The organism is Nonomuraea sp. NPDC049607 (assembly GCF_040675375.1).
Taxonomy (GTDB): Bacteria; Actinomycetota; Actinomycetes; order Streptosporangiales; family Streptosporangiaceae; genus Nonomuraea.
On sequence record NZ_JBFAOV010000001.1, the window covers coordinates 12,459 to 30,886 of the forward strand.

16 protein-coding genes and 1 pseudogene are annotated in these 18,428 nt (G+C 68.2%); all 17 read right to left on the reverse strand.

Annotation, left to right across the window (positions count from 1 at the left end):
• Nucleotides 1-5: 5 nt before the first annotated feature.
• The 17 genes and pseudogenes from nuoN to AB0J97_RS00165 all read right to left on the reverse strand — a co-directional run bounded on the left by nuoN (nt 6) and on the right by AB0J97_RS00165 (nt 18,222).
• The gene (gene nuoN, locus AB0J97_RS00085; protein ID WP_364082552.1) at nt 6-1,595 is read right to left on the reverse strand and encodes an NADH-quinone oxidoreductase subunit NuoN; all 1,590 of its coding nucleotides are present in this window, start codon (nt 1,593-1,595) and stop codon (nt 6-8) included.
• A complete protein-coding gene (locus AB0J97_RS00090; RefSeq protein WP_364082555.1) occupies nt 1,592-3,151 on the reverse strand; it encodes an NADH-quinone oxidoreductase subunit M in 1,560 nt (519 codons plus the stop codon). The genes nuoN and AB0J97_RS00090 overlap by 4 nt, the downstream gene beginning before the upstream one ends.
• A complete protein-coding gene (gene nuoL, locus AB0J97_RS00095; RefSeq protein WP_364082558.1) occupies nt 3,151-5,064 on the reverse strand; it encodes an NADH-quinone oxidoreductase subunit L in 1,914 nt (637 codons plus the stop codon). Before nuoL ends, AB0J97_RS00090 begins: the two co-directional genes overlap by 1 nt.
• Before the next feature lie 12 nt (nt 5,065-5,076).
• Nucleotides 5,077-5,373 carry an NADH-quinone oxidoreductase subunit NuoK gene (gene nuoK, locus AB0J97_RS00100; protein ID WP_125643825.1) on the reverse strand — a complete coding sequence of 99 codons (297 nt, stop codon included), beginning with the start codon at nt 5,371-5,373 and terminating at the stop codon, nt 5,077-5,079.
• On the reverse strand, nt 5,370-6,152 hold the full coding sequence (locus AB0J97_RS00105; RefSeq protein ID WP_357692390.1) for an NADH-quinone oxidoreductase subunit J: 783 nt from the start codon (nt 6,150-6,152) through the stop codon (nt 5,370-5,372). Before AB0J97_RS00105 ends, nuoK begins: the two co-directional genes overlap by 4 nt.
• Entirely contained in the window at nt 6,145-6,660 is a 516-nt protein-coding gene (gene nuoI, locus AB0J97_RS00110) for an NADH-quinone oxidoreductase subunit NuoI (protein WP_189646988.1), read from the reverse strand. Before nuoI ends, AB0J97_RS00105 begins: the two co-directional genes overlap by 8 nt.
• The gene (gene nuoH, locus AB0J97_RS00115; RefSeq protein ID WP_352322507.1) at nt 6,647-7,951 is read right to left on the reverse strand and encodes an NADH-quinone oxidoreductase subunit NuoH; all 1,305 of its coding nucleotides are present in this window, start codon (nt 7,949-7,951) and stop codon (nt 6,647-6,649) included. Before nuoH ends, nuoI begins: the two co-directional genes overlap by 14 nt.
• The gene (locus AB0J97_RS00120) at nt 7,948-10,335 is read right to left on the reverse strand and encodes an NADH-quinone oxidoreductase subunit G (protein ID WP_364082563.1); all 2,388 of its coding nucleotides are present in this window, start codon (nt 10,333-10,335) and stop codon (nt 7,948-7,950) included. The genes nuoH and AB0J97_RS00120 overlap by 4 nt, the downstream gene beginning before the upstream one ends.
• On the reverse strand, nt 10,332-11,624 hold the full coding sequence (gene nuoF / locus AB0J97_RS00125; RefSeq protein WP_357692395.1) for an NADH-quinone oxidoreductase subunit NuoF: 1,293 nt from the start codon (nt 11,622-11,624) through the stop codon (nt 10,332-10,334). Before nuoF ends, AB0J97_RS00120 begins: the two co-directional genes overlap by 4 nt.
• Nucleotides 11,621-12,355 carry an NADH-quinone oxidoreductase subunit NuoE gene (gene nuoE, locus AB0J97_RS00130; RefSeq protein WP_364082567.1) on the reverse strand — a complete coding sequence of 245 codons (735 nt, stop codon included), beginning with the start codon at nt 12,353-12,355 and terminating at the stop codon, nt 11,621-11,623. The genes nuoF and nuoE overlap by 4 nt, the downstream gene beginning before the upstream one ends.
• A complete protein-coding gene (locus AB0J97_RS00135; RefSeq protein ID WP_357966348.1) occupies nt 12,342-13,667 on the reverse strand; it encodes an NADH-quinone oxidoreductase subunit D in 1,326 nt (441 codons plus the stop codon). The genes nuoE and AB0J97_RS00135 overlap by 14 nt, the downstream gene beginning before the upstream one ends.
• Nucleotides 13,664-14,269, reverse strand: coding sequence for an NADH-quinone oxidoreductase subunit C (locus AB0J97_RS00140; RefSeq protein ID WP_357693532.1), 606 nt, complete (start codon nt 14,267-14,269; stop codon nt 13,664-13,666). Before AB0J97_RS00140 ends, AB0J97_RS00135 begins: the two co-directional genes overlap by 4 nt.
• Before the next feature lie 98 nt (nt 14,270-14,367).
• Nucleotides 14,368-14,919 carry an NADH-quinone oxidoreductase subunit B family protein gene (locus tag AB0J97_RS00145; RefSeq protein ID WP_352322512.1) on the reverse strand — a complete coding sequence of 184 codons (552 nt, stop codon included), beginning with the start codon at nt 14,917-14,919 and terminating at the stop codon, nt 14,368-14,370.
• A gap of 2 nt (nt 14,920-14,921) precedes the next feature.
• On the reverse strand, nt 14,922-15,317 hold the full coding sequence (locus AB0J97_RS00150; protein WP_364082570.1) for an NADH-quinone oxidoreductase subunit A: 396 nt from the start codon (nt 15,315-15,317) through the stop codon (nt 14,922-14,924).
• 64 nt (nt 15,318-15,381) lie between these two features.
• A complete protein-coding gene (locus tag AB0J97_RS00155; RefSeq protein WP_357692404.1) occupies nt 15,382-16,635 on the reverse strand; it encodes a geranylgeranyl reductase family protein in 1,254 nt (417 codons plus the stop codon).
• A gap of 183 nt (nt 16,636-16,818) precedes the next feature.
• Nucleotides 16,819-16,938: pseudogene (locus tag AB0J97_RS00160) on the reverse strand (DUF397 domain-containing protein); the annotation flags it as partial.
• Between the two features lie 567 nt (nt 16,939-17,505).
• The gene (locus AB0J97_RS00165) at nt 17,506-18,222 is read right to left on the reverse strand and encodes a demethylmenaquinone methyltransferase (RefSeq protein ID WP_364082573.1); all 717 of its coding nucleotides are present in this window, start codon (nt 18,220-18,222) and stop codon (nt 17,506-17,508) included.
• Nucleotides 18,223-18,428 lie beyond the last annotated feature (206 nt).

Here is an 18,428-nt window from a genome sequence, read left to right on the forward strand (position 1 = left end):
CCCTTTTATCTAATGAACAGAGCCGAAGCGGCGTCGTTGGCGACACCGAGGAGGGACTCCGGGTAGAGCCCCACTCCTACGGTAACCAGCAGGGAAACGGCGATGACGGCCACGGTCCCCATACTGGGCACCGCGATCGCCGGGCCGTCGGCCGCGGGCTCGCTGAAGAACATCAGCACGATGACGCGGACGTAGAAGAACGCGGCGATGGCCGAGGCCACCACGCCCACCACGACCAGACCGGCCATCCAGCCGCCCATGGAGTCGCCGGGCTGCGTGCCGCTGTTGAGGGCGGCCGCGAACACGGCGTACTTGCCGAAGAAGCCGCTGGTCAGCGGGATTCCGGCGAAGGCGAGCAGGAAGAAGGCGAACACCCCGGCGAGCATCGGCGAACGCTTGCCGAGCCCGGCCCAGCGCGACAGGTGGTTCGCCTCGCCGCCGGGATCGCGCACCAGCGTGACCACCGCGAACGCGCCGACCGTGGTGATGCCGTAGACGGCCAGGTAGAACAGGATCGACTTGAGCGACTGGGCGTTCTGCCCGGCCGAGCCGAACGTCGCCATCACGCCGACGAGCAGGAAGCCCGCGTGCGCGATGGAGGAGTAGGCCAGCATGCGCTTGATGTCGGTCTGCGTGATCGCCAGGATCGAGCCGACGATCATCGTCAGGGCCGCGACGGCCCAGATGACCGGCCGCCAGTTCCAGTCGAGGTTGCCCAGACCGACCCAGAACACCCGCAGCAGTGCGCCGACGGCCGCGACGAGCGTGCCGGACGCCATGAGCGCGGTGATGGGGGTCGGGGCGCCCTGGTAGACGTCGGGCTTCCATGCCTGGAAGGGCGCGGCGCCGATCTTGAACAGCAGGCCGACGCCGAGCAGCGCGAGCCCGGCCATGAGCAGCGGGTCGAGCAGCGCGCCCTTGGACAGGGCGGCGTTGATCCCGGGCAGCGAGACGGTGCCCGCGTAGCCGTAGATCATGGCGGTGCCGTACAGGAAGAACGCCGACGAGAACGCGCCGAGCAGGAAGTACTTCATCGACGCCTCCTGCGACAGCAGGCGGCGCCGGCGGGCCAGGCCGCACAGCAGGTACAGCGGGAGCGACATGACCTCAAGGGCCACGAACATCGTCAGCAGGTCGTGCGAGGCGGGGAAGAGCAGCATGCCGCCGACCGCGAACAGCACCAGCGGGTAGACCTCGGTCTGCCCGGCGCCGTTGTCGGCCGCCTCGGCCTCCTCCTCGTCCACGCTGCCCGGCACGGCCGCCGCCGAGGCCACGAAGTGGCCCTCGTCGTTGATCAGCAGCACCGACACGAACGACAGGACGATGATCACGCCCCAGATGAACAGCGCGGGCCCGTCCACCGCGACCGCGCCCATGGCGGCGGCCTGCGTCGGCACGCCGCGCATGACCTGCAGGATGACCAGGGCGAACGCGCCGATCAGGCTGAGCAGCGTGAGCGGGACGTGGATGGACTTGCGCAGGTAGCGCGGCGCGAACGCCTCGACGAGGACGCCGATGCAGGCCGCACCGAAGATGATCAGCAACGGCGCCAGCGTGCCGTACTCGATCGTCGGCGCTTGGATGACGTCGTTCACTGACCTGTCCCCTTCTCAGCGATGGTGGCAGTGGGTACGTGCACGTTGGTCAGCGTCTGCTGGACCGACGGGTTGATCACGTCGAGCAGCGGCTTGGGGAAGAAGCCGAACCCGATGATCAGCGCGACCAGCGGCGCCAGCACCCAGATCTCGCGGGCGTTGAGGTCCTTGAACGCCTTGACCGGCTCGGCGGTCGGGCCGTTCAGCGTCCGCTGGACCATCCACAGGATGTAGACGGCGGCCAGGATGACGGCCACCGCGGAGATGATCGCGGCCACCGTCAGCGCGCCGGAGCCGTGCGCCTCGCTGGAGTACGTGCCGATCATCACCATGAACTCGCTGACGAAGGACGACAGTCCGGGCAGCGAGAGACCGGCCAGACCGGCGACCAGGAAGAAGCCCGCGAGCACCGGGGCGACCTTCTGGACGCCGCCGTAGTCGGCGATGAACGGCGAGCCGCGCCGGGCGATGAGGAACCCGGCCGCCAGGAACAGCGCGCCCGTGGCGAAGCCGTGGTTGACCATGTAGAGGGCCGCGCCGGACTGGGCGACCGACGACATGGCGAACACGCCGAGCACGATGAAGCCGAAGTGCGAGATCGACGTGTAGGCGATGAGCCGCTTCATGTCGGTCTGGCCGATGGCCACGATCGCGCCGTAGATGATGCTGATGACCGCCAGGACGACGATCGGCATCGTGAACGCCTTGGCCGCGTCGGGGAACAGCTCCAGGCAGAAGCGGAGCATGCCGAACGTGCCGACCTTGTCGAGCACGCCCACGAGCAGCACGGCCGCGCCGGCCGGGGCCTGGGCGGCCGCGTCGGGCAGCCAGGTGTGCACCGGCCACAGCGGCGCCTTGATGGCGAAGGCGATGAAGAAGCCGCCGAACAGCCACTTCTGCGTCGTCGGGTCCTTGATGGCGCCGACGAGCGGCTCGAACATGAACGTGCCCTTGTTCGCCAGCACGTACAGGCCGATGACCGCGACCAGCATGAGCAGGCCGCCGAACAGCGAGTACAGCAGGAACTTGACGGCCGCGTAGGACCGCTGGGCGCCGCCGTACGACCCGATCATGAAGTACATCGGGATCAGCATGGCTTCGAAGAACACGTAGAAGAGGAAGACGTCGGTCGCCGCGAAGACGCCGATCATCATCGTCTCAAGGACGAGCAGCAGCGAGAAGTACGTCTTGACCGACCGCTTGGGCGTGATCAGCGTGCCGTCCGAGGTCCTGACGCCGTCGGCGTCGTGCCAGGAGGCCAGCACGACGATCGGCACCAGCACGACCGACAGGGCGATCAGGACCAGCGCGACGCCGTCGACGCCGACCCCGAACTTCACGCCGAAGCTCGGGATCCAGTCGTACTCCGCCTTGAACTGGAAGCGCTCGCCACCGGGCTTGAACCCGGCGGCCATGACGCCCGTCAGCACCATCGTCAGCAGCGAGACCGCCAGCGTGACCTGCTTGGCCAGCTTGTCGCCGCCCTTGGGAAGCAGGGCCACCACGATGGCGCCCACAACGGGCACCGCCATGAGTATCGGGAGCCAGGGTGACATCAGATGTTCCCAACGAGGAGCAGGGCGCCGGTCAGCAGGGCGGCACCGATCAGGATGGACAGCGCGTACGTTCGCGCGAAGCCCGTCTGGAGCCTGCGCAGGCGACCCGAGCTCCCGCCGATGCCTGCCGCCAGACCGTTGACCAGCCCGTCGACGCCGCGGTTGTCGAAGAACACCGCGATGCGGGTCAGCCACTGGCCGGGACGCATGAACAGGGACTCGTTGAGGGCGTCGCCGTACAGGTCACGGCGGGCGAACGTGGTGAGGAAGGAGCCGCGCGGCTGCACCGCCGGCACCGCTGCCCGGCCGTACTTCATCCAGGCGAAGACCACACCGACGGCGACGAGCGCGAGGGTGGCCAGACCGGGCGTGCTGGCGAACTGGAAGGTCGGCGCCTCTGCCTCGCCGCCCACGGCGGGCCGCAGGAAGTTGTAGAGCGTACCGCCCAGCACCAGGTACGCGCCCAGACCGAGCGCGCCGAGCGACAGGATCATCAGCGGAACCGTCATGACGAGCGGCGACTCGTGCGGGTGGGCGTCCTCCGCCCAGCGCTTCTCGCCGAAGAAGGTCATGAAGACCATCCGCGACATGTAGAAGCCCGTGATGCCCGCGCCGAGGACGGCCAGCCAGCCCAGGATCGGCTGGTGGTGGACCGCGGTCTCGATGATGCCGTCCTTGGTGAAGTAGCCGGACAGCAGCGGGAACCCGATGATCGCCAGGTAGCCGATGAAGAACGTGACGAACGTGATCGGCATGAACTTGCGCAGGCCGCCGTACTTCCTCATGTTCACCTCGTCGTTCATGCCGTGCATGACCGATCCGGCGCCGAGGAACATGTCGGCCTTGAAGAAGCCGTGCGTGATGAGGTGGCCGATGGCGAAGGCGTAGCCCGCGGGGCCGAGGCCCGCGCCGAGCATCATGTAGCCGATCTGCGACATCGTCGAGCCGGCCAGGCCCTTCTTGATGTCGTCCTTCGCACAACCGATGATCGCACCGGCGAGCAGCGTGGCCGCGCCGACGATGGAGACGGCGAGAGCCGCGCCCGAGCCCTCGGGGAAGAAGAACGCGCCCGAGCGGACCACCAGGTAGACGCCGGCGGTGACCATGGTCGCCGCGTGGATCAGGGCCGACACGGGCGTCGGGCCCTCCATGGCGTCGAGGAGCCAGGACTGCAGCGGGAGCTGGGCCGACTTGCCGCAGGCGCCGAGGAGCAGCAGCAGGCCGATGGCCAGCATGGTGCCGTCGGACGCGGCGCCGGAGCCGATCTTCGCGCCCAGGTCCTTGAAGGCCAGGGTGCCGAACGACGTCCAGATGATGAACATGCCGACCAGCAGGCCGAAGTCACCGACGCGGTTGACGACGAACGCCTTCTTCGCCGCGACCGCGGCCGACGGCTTGAACTGCCAGAACCCGATCAGCAGGTACGAGGCCAGGCCCACGCCCTCCCAGCCGATGAACAGGCCCACGTAGTTGTCGGCCAGCACCAGCAGGAGCATCGCGGCGACGAACAGGTTCAGGTACGCGAAGAACCTGCGCCGGTGCTCGTCGTGCGACATGTAGCCGATGGAGTAGATGTGGATCAGCGATCCGACACCCGTGATGAGCAGCGCGAAGCTGATCGACAGCGGGTCGATGAGCAGGCCCATGTCGACCATGCCGGGGATGAACTCGTAGAGGTGCACCGCCCGGCGACGCTCCTCCTCCCCGAACCCGATCAGCTCGAAGAAGGCCAGCACCGCCACCACGAACGAGGCCAGCGACATGACCGTGCCGAGCAGATGGCCCCAGCGGTTGGTGAACTTGTTGAACACCAGCAGGATGAACGCCCCCACGAGCGGAAGGGCGATCATCAGCCAGGCGTTCCCGATCACACCGCCGACGTGAGGGGTGATCTGAGCGATTTCAGATTGCATCAGTCACCTCTCTTAGTACTTCAGCAGGTTGACGTCGTCGACGGACGCGGACCTGCGGGTTCGGAAGATCGTCACGATGATGGCCAGGCCGACGACGACCTCGGCCGCGGCCACCACCATCACGAAGAACGCGATGATCTGGCCCTCCAGGTTGCCGTTCTGCCTGGCGAAGGTGACGAACGCGAGGTTGCAGGCGTTGAGCATGAGCTCGACGCACATGAACACCACGATCGCGTTGCGCCTGATCAGCACGCCGAGCGCGCCGATCGCGAACAGCACACCCGACAGGATCAGGTAGTGGGTCGTCACTTGGTCACCTCGTTGGTCGTCTCCTCGGCGTCATCCTCGGCCGTGTGCTGGATGGCCTCGGCGAGCTTCGGGTCCTCGGGGAGGTGGCCGTGCTCGACGTCGTAGCGGGCGATGTAGCGGTTGACCGACGACGGCGCGACCGAACCGTCGGGCAGCAGCGCCGGCATGTCGATGGCGTTGCTCCTGGCGTACGTGCCGGGGCCGGGCAGGGCCGAGGGGTTGTCGCTCAGGAACCTGGCGCGCGAGAGGTCCTTCTGCGTGACCTTCTCGGTGAGCTTCTCCCGGTGCGCCAGGACCATCGCCCCCAGGGCGGCGGTGATCAGCAGGGCCGAGGTGACCTCGAACGCGAAGACGTACTTGGTGAACAGCAGCAGCGCGATCGAGCGGACGTAGCCGCCCTGCGCCGTGGCCTGCGCGAGGCCCGCCTCACCGGAGAAGATCGCGTTGCCCACCGCCAGGATGATCAGGACGGCGAAGCCGAGGGCCGCGAGGGCGCCCCAGAAGCGCTGACCCTTCAGCGTCTCCACGAAGGAGTCGGAGGAGTCGACGCCCACCAGCATGAGCACGAACAGGAACAGCATCATGATGGCGCCGGTGTAGACGATGATCTGCACCGCGGCGAGGAAGGGCGCGTCCTGGACGGCGTAGAGCACCGCGAGGCAGAGCATCACGGTGCCCAGCATCAGCGCTGAGTAGACGGCCTTCCTGTTGAAGACCATGCCGAGCGCCGCGCCGACGGATACGACGGCGAGAACCCAGAATGTGATGGTCTCACCCATTGGTTCGTCCCAGCCGGTAGTAGTCCTCTTCGGTCTCACCGAGCCGCATGGGGTGGGGCGGCTGCTCCATGCCCTGCGTCAGGGGCGCGAGGAGCATCTCCTTGGTGAAGATGAGGCTCTCGCGGCTGCTGTCGGCGAGCTCGTACTCGTTGGTCATGGTGAGCGCGCGGGTCGGGCAGGCCTCGATGCACAGGCCGCACAGGATGCACCGCAGATAGTTGATCTGGTACGTGCGCCCGTAACGCTCACCCGGCGAGAAGCGCTCCTCGTCGGTGTTGTCCGCGCCCTCGACGTAGATCGCGTCCGCCGGACACGCCCACGCGCACAGCTCGCACCCGACGCACTTCTCCAGCCCGTCCGGCCAGCGGTTGAGCTGGTGACGACCATGGAAGCGAGGAGCCGTCGGCTTCTTGACCTCCGGGTAGTTGGTCGTGACGGGCTTCTTGAACATCGTGTGGAAGGTGACCCCGAAGCCCTTGACGGGGTTCAGCCAATCAGTTAGTCCCACTGGGAATCTCCTTGTGCTGCACCCCGTGGTAGTGCGGCAGATCGAGCGGCGGCACAGGGAAGCCGCCGGCCGTCGGCTCGTCGGACAGTTGCTCGAACTCGGCCTCCACCTCGGCCTTGCGCGCCTCCTTGCGCCGCTGGTTGACGGTGTCGAACCGCATCCAGATGGCCAGCGCGCCGACCACGATGACCGCGCCGATCACGATGCCGACCGTCTTGTTGCCCTCGTTGACGACCACGTTGCGAGCCGCGGCGACGAGCAGGATCCAGGCCAGGTTCACCGGGATCAGCACCTTCCAGCCCAGGGACATGAGCTGGTCGTAGCGCACGCGCGGCAGCGAGGCACGCACCCACACGATGAAGCTGAAGGTCAGCACGAACTTGATGAAGAACCACAGCACCGGCCACCAGCCCGTGTTGGCGCCGTCCCACAGGGAGATCGGCCACGGGGCCCGCCAGCCGCCCAGGAACAGGGTGACCGCAATGCCCGAGGCGGTGAAGGTGTGCAGGTACTCGCCCATCATGATGAGGGCGAACTTCAGGGACGAGGAGTACTCGGTCTGGAAGCCGCCGACCAGCTCGCCCTCGCCCTCGGGCAGGTCGAACGGGATACGGGCGGCCTCGCCGAACATGCAGATCACGTAGATCACGAACGACGGGATCAGCAGGAAGACGAACCAGCCCTGCTCGCCCTGCGCCTTGACGATCTCGGAGGTGGACAGCGTCCCGGCGAACAGGAAGATGGCCACGAACGACAGGCCCATCGCGATCTCGTACGAGACCACCTGCGCCGCCGACCGCAGACCGCCCAGCAGCGCGTACGGCGAGCGCGACGACCAACCGGCCAGCACCACGCCGTAGACCGAGATGGCACCCATGGCCAGCATGAACAGCACCGCCACCGGCAGGTCGACGAGCTGCAGCGGCGTCTGCACGCCGAACAGGTTGACCATCGGCGCGAACGGCACGATCGAGAAGGCCAGGAACGCCGGCACGACCATGATCACGGGGGCCAGCAGGTAGAGCACCTTGTCCACGGTCCGCGGGAAGATGTCCTCCTTCAGACCCATCTTGATGCCGTCGGCCACCGACTGGAGCAGACCGAACTTGCCGGCCCGGTTGGGGCCGTAGCGGTGCTGCATCCGCGAGATCAGCTTGCGCTCGTACCAGACGCCGAACAGGATGCCCAGCATCAGGAAGGCGAACAGCATCACGGCCTTGATGATGGTGATCCACAGCGGGTCCTTGCCGAAGTCGGCGAGGGTGGGATCGGCCGCGAGAACGTGGGTCATGATGCGCTCCCGATGGTGACGATGTCGCCGGCCAGCGCGCGCAGGTCGCGCGTGACCGAGCAGCCGCCGGAGTTCGCCGGCACCCAGACCACCCGGTCGGGCAGGTCGGCGACGCGGACCGGCAGCGTGACCGCGTTGGGGCCGGGGCCGCCGACGACGAGCTTGTCGCCGTCGACGACGCCGATCTCGGCCGCCGTGGCCGCCGACACCAGCGCCTCGGTGGCGCGGGCGGTGCCGGCCAGGTACGGCTCGCCGTCCTGGAGCCTGCCCTCGTCGAGCAGCAGGTGCCAGGTCGCCAGCAGCGCCTCACCGGCCGCCGGGGCGGCCTGGGCGCGGGTGGCGGTGCTCGGCGCGGCGACGCGGGCCCCGCGCCAGGCGCCGAGGCTGCCCAGCTCGCGGCGGACGGCCTTGGCGTCCGGCAGGCCGAGGTGCACGTCCATGCGGTCGGCGAGGTTGCCGATGACGGCCAGGTCGCTCTGGATACCGGGCACGCGCAGCGGCGCCTCGAACGAGCGGCCCCTGCCCTCCCAGTTGACGAACGTGCCGCCCTTCTCCTGCACGGCCGCGACCGGCAGCACCACGTCGGCGCGGTCGGTGACGGCGCTGGCCCGGATCTCCAGGCTGACGATGAACGGCGTGTTCTCCAGCGCCTCCAGCGCGGCGGCGGGGTCGGCCAGGTCGTGCGGGTCGACGCCGGCCACGACCAGCGCGTCGATCTCACCGGTACGGGCGGCGGCGATGATGCCGTCGGTGTCACGGCCGGGGACGGCGGGCAGCGAGCCCACGTTCCAGACCCTGGCGACCTCGGCCCTGGCGCCCTCGTCGTCCACCGGACGGCCGATCGGCAGCAGGTTCGGCAGCGCGCCGGCTTCGAGCGCGCCGCGCTCACCGGCCCTGCGCGGCACCCAGGCCACCCGGACGCCGGAGCCGGCGCCGAGGCGGACCAGGGCGGACAGCGCGCCCGGCACGGTGGCCAGCCGCTCGCCGGCGAGCACGATCGTGCCCTCGGCCAGCGTGCCGACCAGCTCGCCGATCGCGTCGGCCTCGGCCCCTGGGGCGGTGGCGATGAGCGTGCCGCCCATCTTGGCCAGCCCGGCGGAGGCGAACGGCGCGATGGCGGTGACCTTCAGGCCCTTCTTCTGCCACGCCTTGCGCAGGCGCAGGAAGACGATCGGCGACTCCTCTTCGGGCTCGAACCCGACGAGCAGCACGGCCGGGGCCTTCTCAAGGTCGGTGTAGCTGATCTCGATGCCCTTGCCGGCGACCGCGTGCGCCAGGAACTGCGCCTCCTCGGCGGAGTGCGGGCGGGCGCGGAAGTCGATGTCGTTGCTGCCCAGGGCGACCCGGGCGAACTTGCTGTAGGCGTAGGCGTCCTCGACCGTGACCCGGCCGCCGACCAGCACGCCGGCCCTGCCGCGGGCGGCGGCCAGACCCTCGGCGGCGACCGCCAGCGCCTCCGGCCACGAGGCGGGCACGAGCACGCCTTCCTCGTTGCGCACCAGAGGCGTCTTGAGCCGGTCGGGCTGGGTGGCGTAGGAGAAGGCCCAGCGGCCCTTGTCGCAGTTCCACTCCTCGTTCACCTGCGGGTCGTTGCCCGCCAGGCGGCGGGTGACGCGGCCGCGCCGGTGGTCGGTGCGCTGGGAGCAGCCCGACGCGCAGTGCTCGCACGCGCTCGGCGTGGACACCAGGTCGAACGGACGCGCCCGGAACCGGTAGGCCGCGCCGGTGAGCGCGCCGACCGGGCAGATCTGCACCGTGTTGCCGGAGAAGTAGGAGTTGAACGGCTTGCCGTCGGCGACCCGCACCTGCTCCTTGGCGCCGCGCTCGAAGAACTCGATGAGCGGGTCGCCGGCGATCTGGTCGGAGAAGCGGATGCACCGGGCGCACTGGACGCAGCGCTCACGGTCGAGCAGCACCTGCGTGGACAGCGGCAGCGGCTTGGGGAACGTGCGCTTCTGCTCCTGGAACCGCGACTCGCCCTGGCCGTTCGACATGGCCTGGTTCTGCAGGGGGCACTCGCCGCCCTTGTCGCAGACCGGGCAGTCGAGCGGGTGGTTCATCAGCAGCAGCTCCATGGCCCCGCGCTGTGCCTTCTCGGCGACCGGCGAGGTGAGCTGGGTCTGCACGACCATGCCCTCGGCGACCTCGATCGCACAGGACGGCTGCGGCTTGGGGAAGCCGCGGCCGTTGCCCGCGTCGGGGATGTCCACGAGACACTGGCGGCAGTTGGCCGCCGGGTCGAGCAGCGGGTGGTCGCAGAACCGGGGGATCTGGATGCCCAGCAGCTCGGCGGCCCTGATGATCAGGGTGCCCTTGGGGACACTGACCTGGAACCCGTCGATGGTGAGGGTCACCAGGGTGATTTCTGTTTCTACGACGGTCACTGCTCACCCCAGAGAGTGGACTTCTTCGGGTCGAACGGGCAGCCGCCGATCTCGAAGTGCTTGAGGTACTCCTCGCGGAAGTACTTCACCGAGGAGTGGATCGGGCTGGTCGCGCCGTCGCCGAGGGCGCAGAACGAGCGGCCGAGGATGTTGTCCGCGATGTCGGTGATCGTGGCCAGGTCCTCCTCGGTGCCCTGGCCCTTGTCCAGGCGCTTGAGCACCTGCTTGAGCCAGTACGTGCCCTCGCGGCACGGCGTGCACTTGCCGCAGGACTCGTGGGCGTAGAACTCGGTCCAGCGCAGCACCGTGCGGACCACGCAGGTGGTCTCGTCGAAGATCTGCAGCGCGCGGGTGCCGAGCATCGAGCCCTTGGCGCCGACGGCCTCGAAGTCGAGCGGCACGTCGAGGTGCTCGTCGGTGAAGATCGGCGTGGAGGAGCCGCCCGGGGTCCAGAACTTGAGCTGGTGCCCTTCGCGGATGCCGCCGGCCATGTCGAGCAGCTCGCGCAGCGTGATGCCGAGCGGGGCCTCGTACTGGCCGGGCCTGGTGACGTGGCCGCTGAGGGAGAAGATGCCGAAGCCCTTGGACTTCTCGGTGCCCATCGAGGCGAACCAGTCGGCGCCGTTGCTGATGATCGAGGGAACACTGGCGATCGACTCGACGTTGTTCACGACAGTCGGTGAGGCGTACAGGCCCGCCACGGCCGGGAACGGGGGCTTGAGTCGCGGTTGACCTCTGAAGCCCTCCAGCGAGTCGAGCAGCGCCGTCTCCTCGCCGCAGATGTACGCGCCGGCGCCGCTGTGCACGACGAGTTCCAGGTTGTACCCGGAGCCGAGGATGTCCTCGCCCAGGAAGCCCTTCTCGTACGCCTCGCGCACGGCCGCGTGCAGCCGGCGGATGACGTGCAGCACCTCGCCGCGCACGTAGATGAAGGCGTAGTTGGCCCTGATCGCGAACGCGGTGATGATGACGCCCTCGACCAGCGAGTGCGGGTTGGCCATCATCAGCGGGATGTCCTTGCAGGTGCCCGGCTCCGACTCGTCGGCGTTGACGACGAGGTAGTGGGGCTTGCCGTCACCCTGCGGGATGAATCCCCACTTCATGCCGGTGGGGAAGCCGGCGCCGCCGCGGCCGCGCAGGCCGGAGTCCTTGACCGCCTGGATGACGGCGTCGGGGTCCATGCCCAGCGCCTTCTTGGCCGCCTTGTAGTCACCGCCGTAGCCGTCGAGGGTGAAGGAGTCGGCCTGGTCCCAGTTGGCCGTCAGGACCGGGGTCAGTGTGGTGCTCATGCCTCGGGGGCCTTCCATCCGTTGGCCTTGGCCACCTTCAGGCCCTCCAGCGAGGGGCCGGCGGCCGACGGGCCGTCGCCCGCCTGGTCGTCGGGCAGGCCCGCGAGCACGCGCGAGGCCTCCTTGAAGGTGCAGAGCTTCTTCGGTCCGCGGGTCGGCCGCACGTCCTTGCCGTCACGCAGGTCGTCGACGAGCTGCTTGGCCGAGGCGGGCGTCTGGTTGTCGAAGAACTCCCAGTTGACCATCATGACCGGGGCGAAGTCGCAGGCCGCGTTGCACTCGAGGCGCTCCAGCGAGATCTTGCCGTCGCCGGTGGTCTCCTCGTGGCCGACGCCGACGTGCTCGGACAGCTCGTCCCAGATCTGGTCGCCGCCCATGACGGCGCACAGCGCGTTGATGCAGACGCCCACGTGGTAGTCGCCGGCGGGCTTGCGCTTGTACATCGTGTAGAAGGTCGCCACGCCGGTGACCTCGGCCTTGCTCAGGCCGAGCATCTCGGCGCAGAACTCCTTGCCGTCGTCGGAGACGTAGCCGTCGGCCGACTGCACGAGGTGGAGCAGCGGGAGAAGCGCGGACCGCGTCTTGGGGTAGCGGCCGATGATCTCCTTGGCGTCCTGTTCCAGACGCTCCCGGACTTCCGGTGAATAAGTCATGAACGTGCCTCCGGCCCGCTCATGACTTGCGTGCTGTGTCTGATTGTGTGCTCGACAAGCTCGCTCACCTGTCCACACCTCCCATGACGGGGTCGATAGAAGCCACCGCGGCGATCACGTCGGCGACCTGGCCGCCCTCCGCCATGGCGGGGAAGCCCTGCAGGTTGCAGAAGGAAGGCTCACGGAAGTGCACGCGGTACGGGCGGGTGCCGCCGTCGCTGACGACGTGCGCCCCGAGCTCGCCCTTGGGCGACTCGATGCTCGCGTACGCCTGGCCGGCCGGGACCCGGAAGCCCTCGGTCACCAGCTTGAAGTGGTGGATCAGGGCCTCCATCGAGCTGCCCATGATGTGCGCGATGTGATCGGGCGAGTTGCCGAAGCCGTCGGGGCCGAGCGCGAGCTGCGCGGGCCAGCCGATCTTCTTGTCCTCGATCATCACCGGGTCGCCCTTGAGCGGGCCGGCGATGCGGTCGAGAGCCTGCTCGACGATCTTGAGCGACTCCTCCATCTCCCGCATGCGCACCAGGTAGCGCGAGTAGACGTCGCAGCCGCGCTCGGTGGCGACCTCGAACTCGTACGTCTCGTAGCCGGAGTAGGGCTGCGACTTGCGCAGGTCCCAGGGCAGTCCGGCGGCGCGCAGGATGGGGCCGGTGATGCCGAGCGCCATGCAGCCGGTCAGGTCGAGGTAGCCGACGTCCTTGGTGCGGCGCACGTAGACGGGGTTCTCGTCGAGCAGCTTGCGGATGTCCTTGATCCGCTTGGGCATCTCCTTGAGGAACTCGCCCACCTTGTCGACCGCGCCCGCGGGCAGGTCGACGCTCACGCCGCCCGGCCTGACGTAGGCGTGGTTCATGCGCAGACCCGTGATGTACTCGAACAGGTCCATGATCATTTCGCGGTCGCGGTAGCCGAACAGGAACGGCGTGGTCGCGCCCAGCTCCATGCCGAACGTGCCCATCGCGACCAGGTGCGAGGCGATGCGGTTGAGCTCCATCATCATCACGCGGATGGCCTGCGCCCGCTCGGGCACGCGGTCGGTGATGCCGAGCAGCTTCTCCACACCGAGGCAGTACGCGGTCTCGTTGAAGATCGGCGAGAGGTAGTCCATGCGGGTCACGAACGTGGTCCCCTGGGTCCACGTCCGGTACTCCATGTTCTTCTCGATGCCGGTGTGCAGGTAGCCGATGACGCTGCGCGCCTCGGTGACCGTCTCACCGTCGAGAGTCAGGACCAGGCGGAGCACGCCGTGCGTGGACGGGTGCTGCGGGCCCATGTTGACGACCAGGCGCTCTTCCTCGGTGTCGCGCGCTCCGCCGACGACCTCGTCCCAGTCTCCGCCGGTGACCGAGTAGACCTTGCCCTCTGTCGCCTCGTCATAAGCGGTGCTCATGAGTAAGACCTCCTCTGGTCCGGCGAGGGGATGGTGGCGCCCCGGTACTCGACCGGGATGCCGCCGAGCGGGTAGTCCTTGCGCTGCGGGTGACCGTCCCAGTCGTCCGGCATCATGATCCGGGTGAGCGACGGGTGACCGTCGAAGACGATGCCGAAAAAGTCGTACGTCTCCCGCTCATGCCAGTCATGACCAGGGTAAACGCCCACGGTGGATGGAATGTGCGGGTCGCTGTCCGGTGCGCTCACCTCCAGGCGCACGCGCCTGTTGTGGGTGATCGAGCACAGGTGGTAGACGGCGCGCAGCTCCTCGCCCTTCAGGTGCGGGTAGTGCACCCCGGACACGCCGAGCGACAGCTCGAACCGCAGGGCCGGGTCGTCGCGCAGCTTCTGGCAGACCTCCACCACGCGCTCGCGGCGCACGTGCAGCGTCAGCTCGCCGCGGTCGACCACGACGCGCTCGATGGCGTCGTCGAGGGCGAGGGCGTCGACGAGCTCGTCGAAGTAGCCGCCGTACGGGCGGGGCGTGGAGATCTGCGGCGCCCGGCGGACGACGAGGCCGCCGTAGCCGGAGGTGTCGCCGGAGTCGTGCGCGCCGAACATGCCGTGCCGGGCGACGGGCGCCTCGGGGACGGCCGGGACCGAGGCGGCCTCGGGGGCCTCCCCGCTCTCCGGGCTCCCGGGAAGGTGGTCGGGCGAGGTCACTTTCCGGCCCCCTGGTCGATCAGCGGCAGCGTGCGCAGCGCCCGCAGTTCGAGGTCCTCGATCTGCTTGGCGCGGTGAGCGCCGAACTTCATGTTCTGGATCTTGTCGTGCAGCTTCACGATCGCGTCGATCAGCATCTCCGGCCGCGGCGGGCAGCCGGGCAGGTAGATGTCGACCGGCACGACGTGGTCGACGCCCTGCACGATGGCGTAGTTGTTGAACATGCCGCCGCTGGAGGCGCACACGCCCATGGCGATGACCCACTTGGGCTCGGCCATCTGGTCGTAGATCTGCCGCAGGACGGGCGCCATCTTCTGCGACACGCGCCCGGCGACGATCATGAGGTCGGCCTGGCGGGGAGACGCCGAAGCGCGCTCCATGCCGAAGCGCGCCAGGTCGTAGTGGGGGCCACCGGTGGCCATCAGCTCGATGGCGCAACATGCGAGGCCGAACGTGGCCGGCCACACGGAGCTCTTACGCGCCCATCCGGCGGCCGCTTCGACCGTGCTGAGGATGAACCCGCTGGGGAGTTTCTCTTCAAGTCCCATTTTCAGTCCCAGTCCAGACCCTTGCGGCGCCACACGTACGCGTAGGCGACGAGCACGGTGACGATGAACAGCAGCATCTCGACCAGCGCGAACAGTCCGAGGCCCGACGAGATGACGTCGCCCGCGTCGTTCTTCAGCGGTGCGAAGGAGACCGCCCACGGGTAGAGGAAGATGATCTCGATGTCGAACACGATGAAGAGCATCGCGGTGATCATGTATTTGAGCGGGAACCGTCCGCCACCGACCGGCTGGGGCGTCGGCTCGATGCCGCATTCATAGGCGTCAAGCTTCGCGCGGTTCCAGCGCTTGGGTCCGGTGAAGGGAGCGATGGCGACCGAGAAGATCGCGAAGCCCCCCGCGAGAACGGCGAGCACCAGGATGGGCACGTAAAGGTCCATCGCTACGCCTCCTCTGGAGTCGCCGCGCGCGCGGGCGCGCAGCTTGATGTGTCTGTCGTGGGAATCATGCTGGTGGGGCGACCTTCGAGAGTGCGTTGATGATCATGTCGGACGCATCGCCTCGCCGGTCGGTGAGATTACCAAGGAGTTTGAGCGCGAAGCGCATCAGCCTCGGGTGAGGCAGGCCGTGCCTGGTCCCGAAGCGCATCACACCCGGTTTCCCAATCGCCTCGACGAACAACCTCCCTAGAGTGAAGTAGCCGCCGTAGGCGTCCTTCATCACCTGGGGGTAGGTCCTCAGGATCCGCTCGCGCTGTGCGGGAGTGGTGTCCTTGAGGGCCTTCGCGATGATCTCGGCGGCGATCTCGCCGGTCTCCATGGCGTAGGCGATGCCCTCGCCGTTGAACGGGTTGATTGACCCGCCGGAGTCACCCACGAGGATAAGACCCCGCGTGTAGTGCGGCTGCCTGTTGAAGGCCATCGGGAGAGCGGCGCCGCGGATGGGGGCCGTCATGTTCTCCTCGGTGAAGCCCCAGTCGGCCGGCATGGCCTTGCACCAGCGCTTCAACAGGTCGCGGTAGTCGATGTTGCCGAACTGGGCGCTGGTGTTGAGCAGCCCGAGCCCGACGTTGGCGGTGCCGTCGCCGACGCCGAACACCCAGCCGTAGCCGGGCAGCAGCGTGTCGCCGTCCCACAGCTCCAGCCAGGTCTCCAGGTAGTCGTCGTCGTGGCGGGGGCTCTCGAAGTAGGTGCGGACGGCCACGCCCATGGGCCGGTCCTCCCGCTTGTGCAGGCCCATGCCGATCGCCAGGCGGGTGCTGTTGCCGTCGGCCGCCACGACCACCCGGCTGCGGTACGTCGCGCCGTCCTTGGTGCGCACGCCGACGATGTGCCCGCTGCGGTCGTCGAGCACCGGCCCGGTCACGGTGACGCCCTCCATGAGGCGCACGCCGTTCTTGACCGCGTTGGCCGCGACGATCTGGTCGAAGTCCTTGCGGGTGCGGACGAGCCCGAAGTCGGGGAAGCGCTCCAACTGCGGCCAGTCGAGCTCGAAGCGGTGGCCGCCGCCGACGACGCGCAGGCCCTTGTTCCTGATCCAGCCGGGCGCGTCGATGTCGACGCCCATGTTGAGCAACTGCTTGACGGCACGCGGCGTCAGGCCGTCGCCGCAGACCTTCTCGCGGGGGAACCTGGTCTTCTCCAGGAGGAGCACGTCGAGACCGGCCTGAGCGAGGTAAAAGGCGGTTGCGGAACCGGCGGGACCGGCGCCGACGACGATGACGTCGGCGTCAGCCTGTATGGCTGGTGGCACGGTCACTGGACTGTCCTGTCCTACACGCTCGAAGGCCTCGGGGTCTTGCGCCTTCGTTCCTTTGTGAACCCCTTCACAAACTTGTCGGCCCGCAGTCTACTGCTTTTCCTGTACATAGTGGCAGTCGGGGTACGCATCCCGGACACAAGAAGACCCTCCGTCATCAACGAAGGGCCTCGCACGAGAGCGTCAGACTTCGAACCCGGCGTTGTGCACTCCGCCGAGGAACGCCCGCCACTCACCGGGCGTGAAGGACAGAACCGGACCGGAGGGGTCTTTCGCGTCACGCAACAGCACCTCACCGGTTGTGCTCCGGGTAAACTCGACGCACTCGCCGGCGGCCGCGCTGAGACTGCTCCTGCGCCATCCGTCCGGTGAGACAGTGAGGCCTCATCGGACGGACTACCTCCTGAGTCTCATTGGTCTGGACCAATGACGGTAGCCAACAGAAGATCGGCCGGGCCCGCAAGACACGCCGCGATAACCATGTCGTTACAATTGTTCTGCCAACGACGCGGTGAATTCGGAGCCCTTCGCGCCCGTCGTTGCGGGCCACGGCGAGCAGCAGGTCGCCGCGCTCCGCCGGCGCCGTAGTGCCGCAGCAGCCTGGCGACGCCCTTCTCGGACGGCGCCACCTGCCCGTTCTCCATCGGCGAGCTCCCGGCGGCGGAGTGCCGGATTGATTTCTCCGATCACCCGGGCTCCTTCCGGGAATTCGAGGAGATATGCCCAGAATGAGCAATCCCGGAAAGAGCCCCCGTCGTCATCCCGGCGGGAATTGCACGAGGTCTCCCTCAGAGCAACCCGCAAAGGCGAAAGCGGGCAGAAAGGCGCAAGCCGAATCCCTGAACTCCGGCCAGGCAGGACCGGGCCCGGTCAGGCGGGCTTGAAGGCCCTGTGCACGGCGACGATGCCCATCGAAAGGTTGCGCCAGGCGACCCGCTCCCAGCCGGCGTCACTGATCGTCCGGGCCAGCGTCCGCTGGTCGGGCCAGTCCCTGATGGACTCGGCGAGGTAGTCGTAGGAGTCGTCGTTGGAGCCGAACACCCCGGCCACCTTGGGCAGGAACTTCATCAGGTACTCGCGGTAGACCAGGTCGAACGGCGCGAACGTCACGTGCGAGAACTCCAGGATCACCAGCCGCCCGCCCGGCCTGGTCACCCGGAGCATCTCGCGCAGCGCCTGCGAGGTGTCGTGCACGTTGCGCAGCGCCACCGAGATCGTCACCGCGTCGAAGACGCCGTCCGCGAACGGCAGCCGCATCGCGTCACCGGCCACGAAGGGGATGCCGGGCCCGCTCAACGAATTGCCGCCGTGCCGCCGCACGCCCGTGCGCAACATGCCGAGGGAGAAGTCGGAGGCCACCGCGCGGGCGCCGAGGCTGGTGAAGCTGTCGGTGGAGGTGCCGGTGCCCGCCCCCAGGTCGAGCACGACCTCGCCGGGCCCCGCGTCGACGGCGGCGGCCACGGCCTTGCGCCAGAGCCTGACCTGCCACAGCGAGGCAACGTCGTTGACCAGGTCGTAGCGCCGGGCGGTGCGATCGAACATCGCCGCGACCTCGTCCGGCTGCTTGTCCAACTGAGCGCGCGTCATGCGGACAAGAGTACTCACGCGGCCGGCGGGGTTTTCGCCGGGCGTTACGGCCTTTGACCAGCTACCGCCGGGTGGACGGGCGGACGCGCGGCGAGCCCGGCCCTTACGGCAATTCACGCAAAGTAACGGCACCACTACCGAACGTCTGCTAGTTGTTGGTGAATGCTTGCCCGTGTCGCCCTTGCGGCGATCATCGCTTCGGCCCC

Bases quoted from the DNA above. Each gene is read 5' to 3' on its own strand.
- nuoH (WP_352322507.1), bottom strand. From the start codon at position 7,951: ATGACCCACGTTCTCGCGGCCGATCCCACCCTCGCCGACTTCGGCAAG.
- nuoF (WP_357692395.1), bottom strand. From the start codon at position 11,624: ATGAGCACCACACTGACCCCGGTCCTGACGGCCAACTGGGACCAGGCC.
- AB0J97_RS00105 (WP_357692390.1), bottom strand. From the start codon at position 6,152: ATGGGTGAGACCATCACATTCTGGGTTCTCGCCGTCGTATCCGTCGGC.
- AB0J97_RS00135 (WP_357966348.1), bottom strand. From the start codon at position 13,667: ATGAGCACCGCTTATGACGAGGCGACAGAGGGCAAGGTCTACTCGGTC.
- AB0J97_RS00150 (WP_364082570.1), bottom strand. From the start codon at position 15,317: ATGGACCTTTACGTGCCCATCCTGGTGCTCGCCGTTCTCGCGGGGGGC.
- AB0J97_RS00090 (WP_364082555.1), bottom strand. From the start codon at position 3,151: ATGTCACCCTGGCTCCCGATACTCATGGCGGTGCCCGTTGTGGGCGCC.
- nuoL (WP_364082558.1), bottom strand. From the start codon at position 5,064: ATGCAATCTGAAATCGCTCAGATCACCCCTCACGTCGGCGGTGTGATC.
- AB0J97_RS00145 (WP_352322512.1), bottom strand. From the start codon at position 14,919: ATGGGACTTGAAGAGAAACTCCCCAGCGGGTTCATCCTCAGCACGGTC.
- AB0J97_RS00165 (WP_364082573.1), bottom strand. From the start codon at position 18,222: ATGACGCGCGCTCAGTTGGACAAGCAGCCGGACGAGGTCGCGGCGATG.
- AB0J97_RS00140 (WP_357693532.1), bottom strand. From the start codon at position 14,269: ATGTTCGGCGCGCACGACTCCGGCGACACCTCCGGCTACGGCGGCCTC.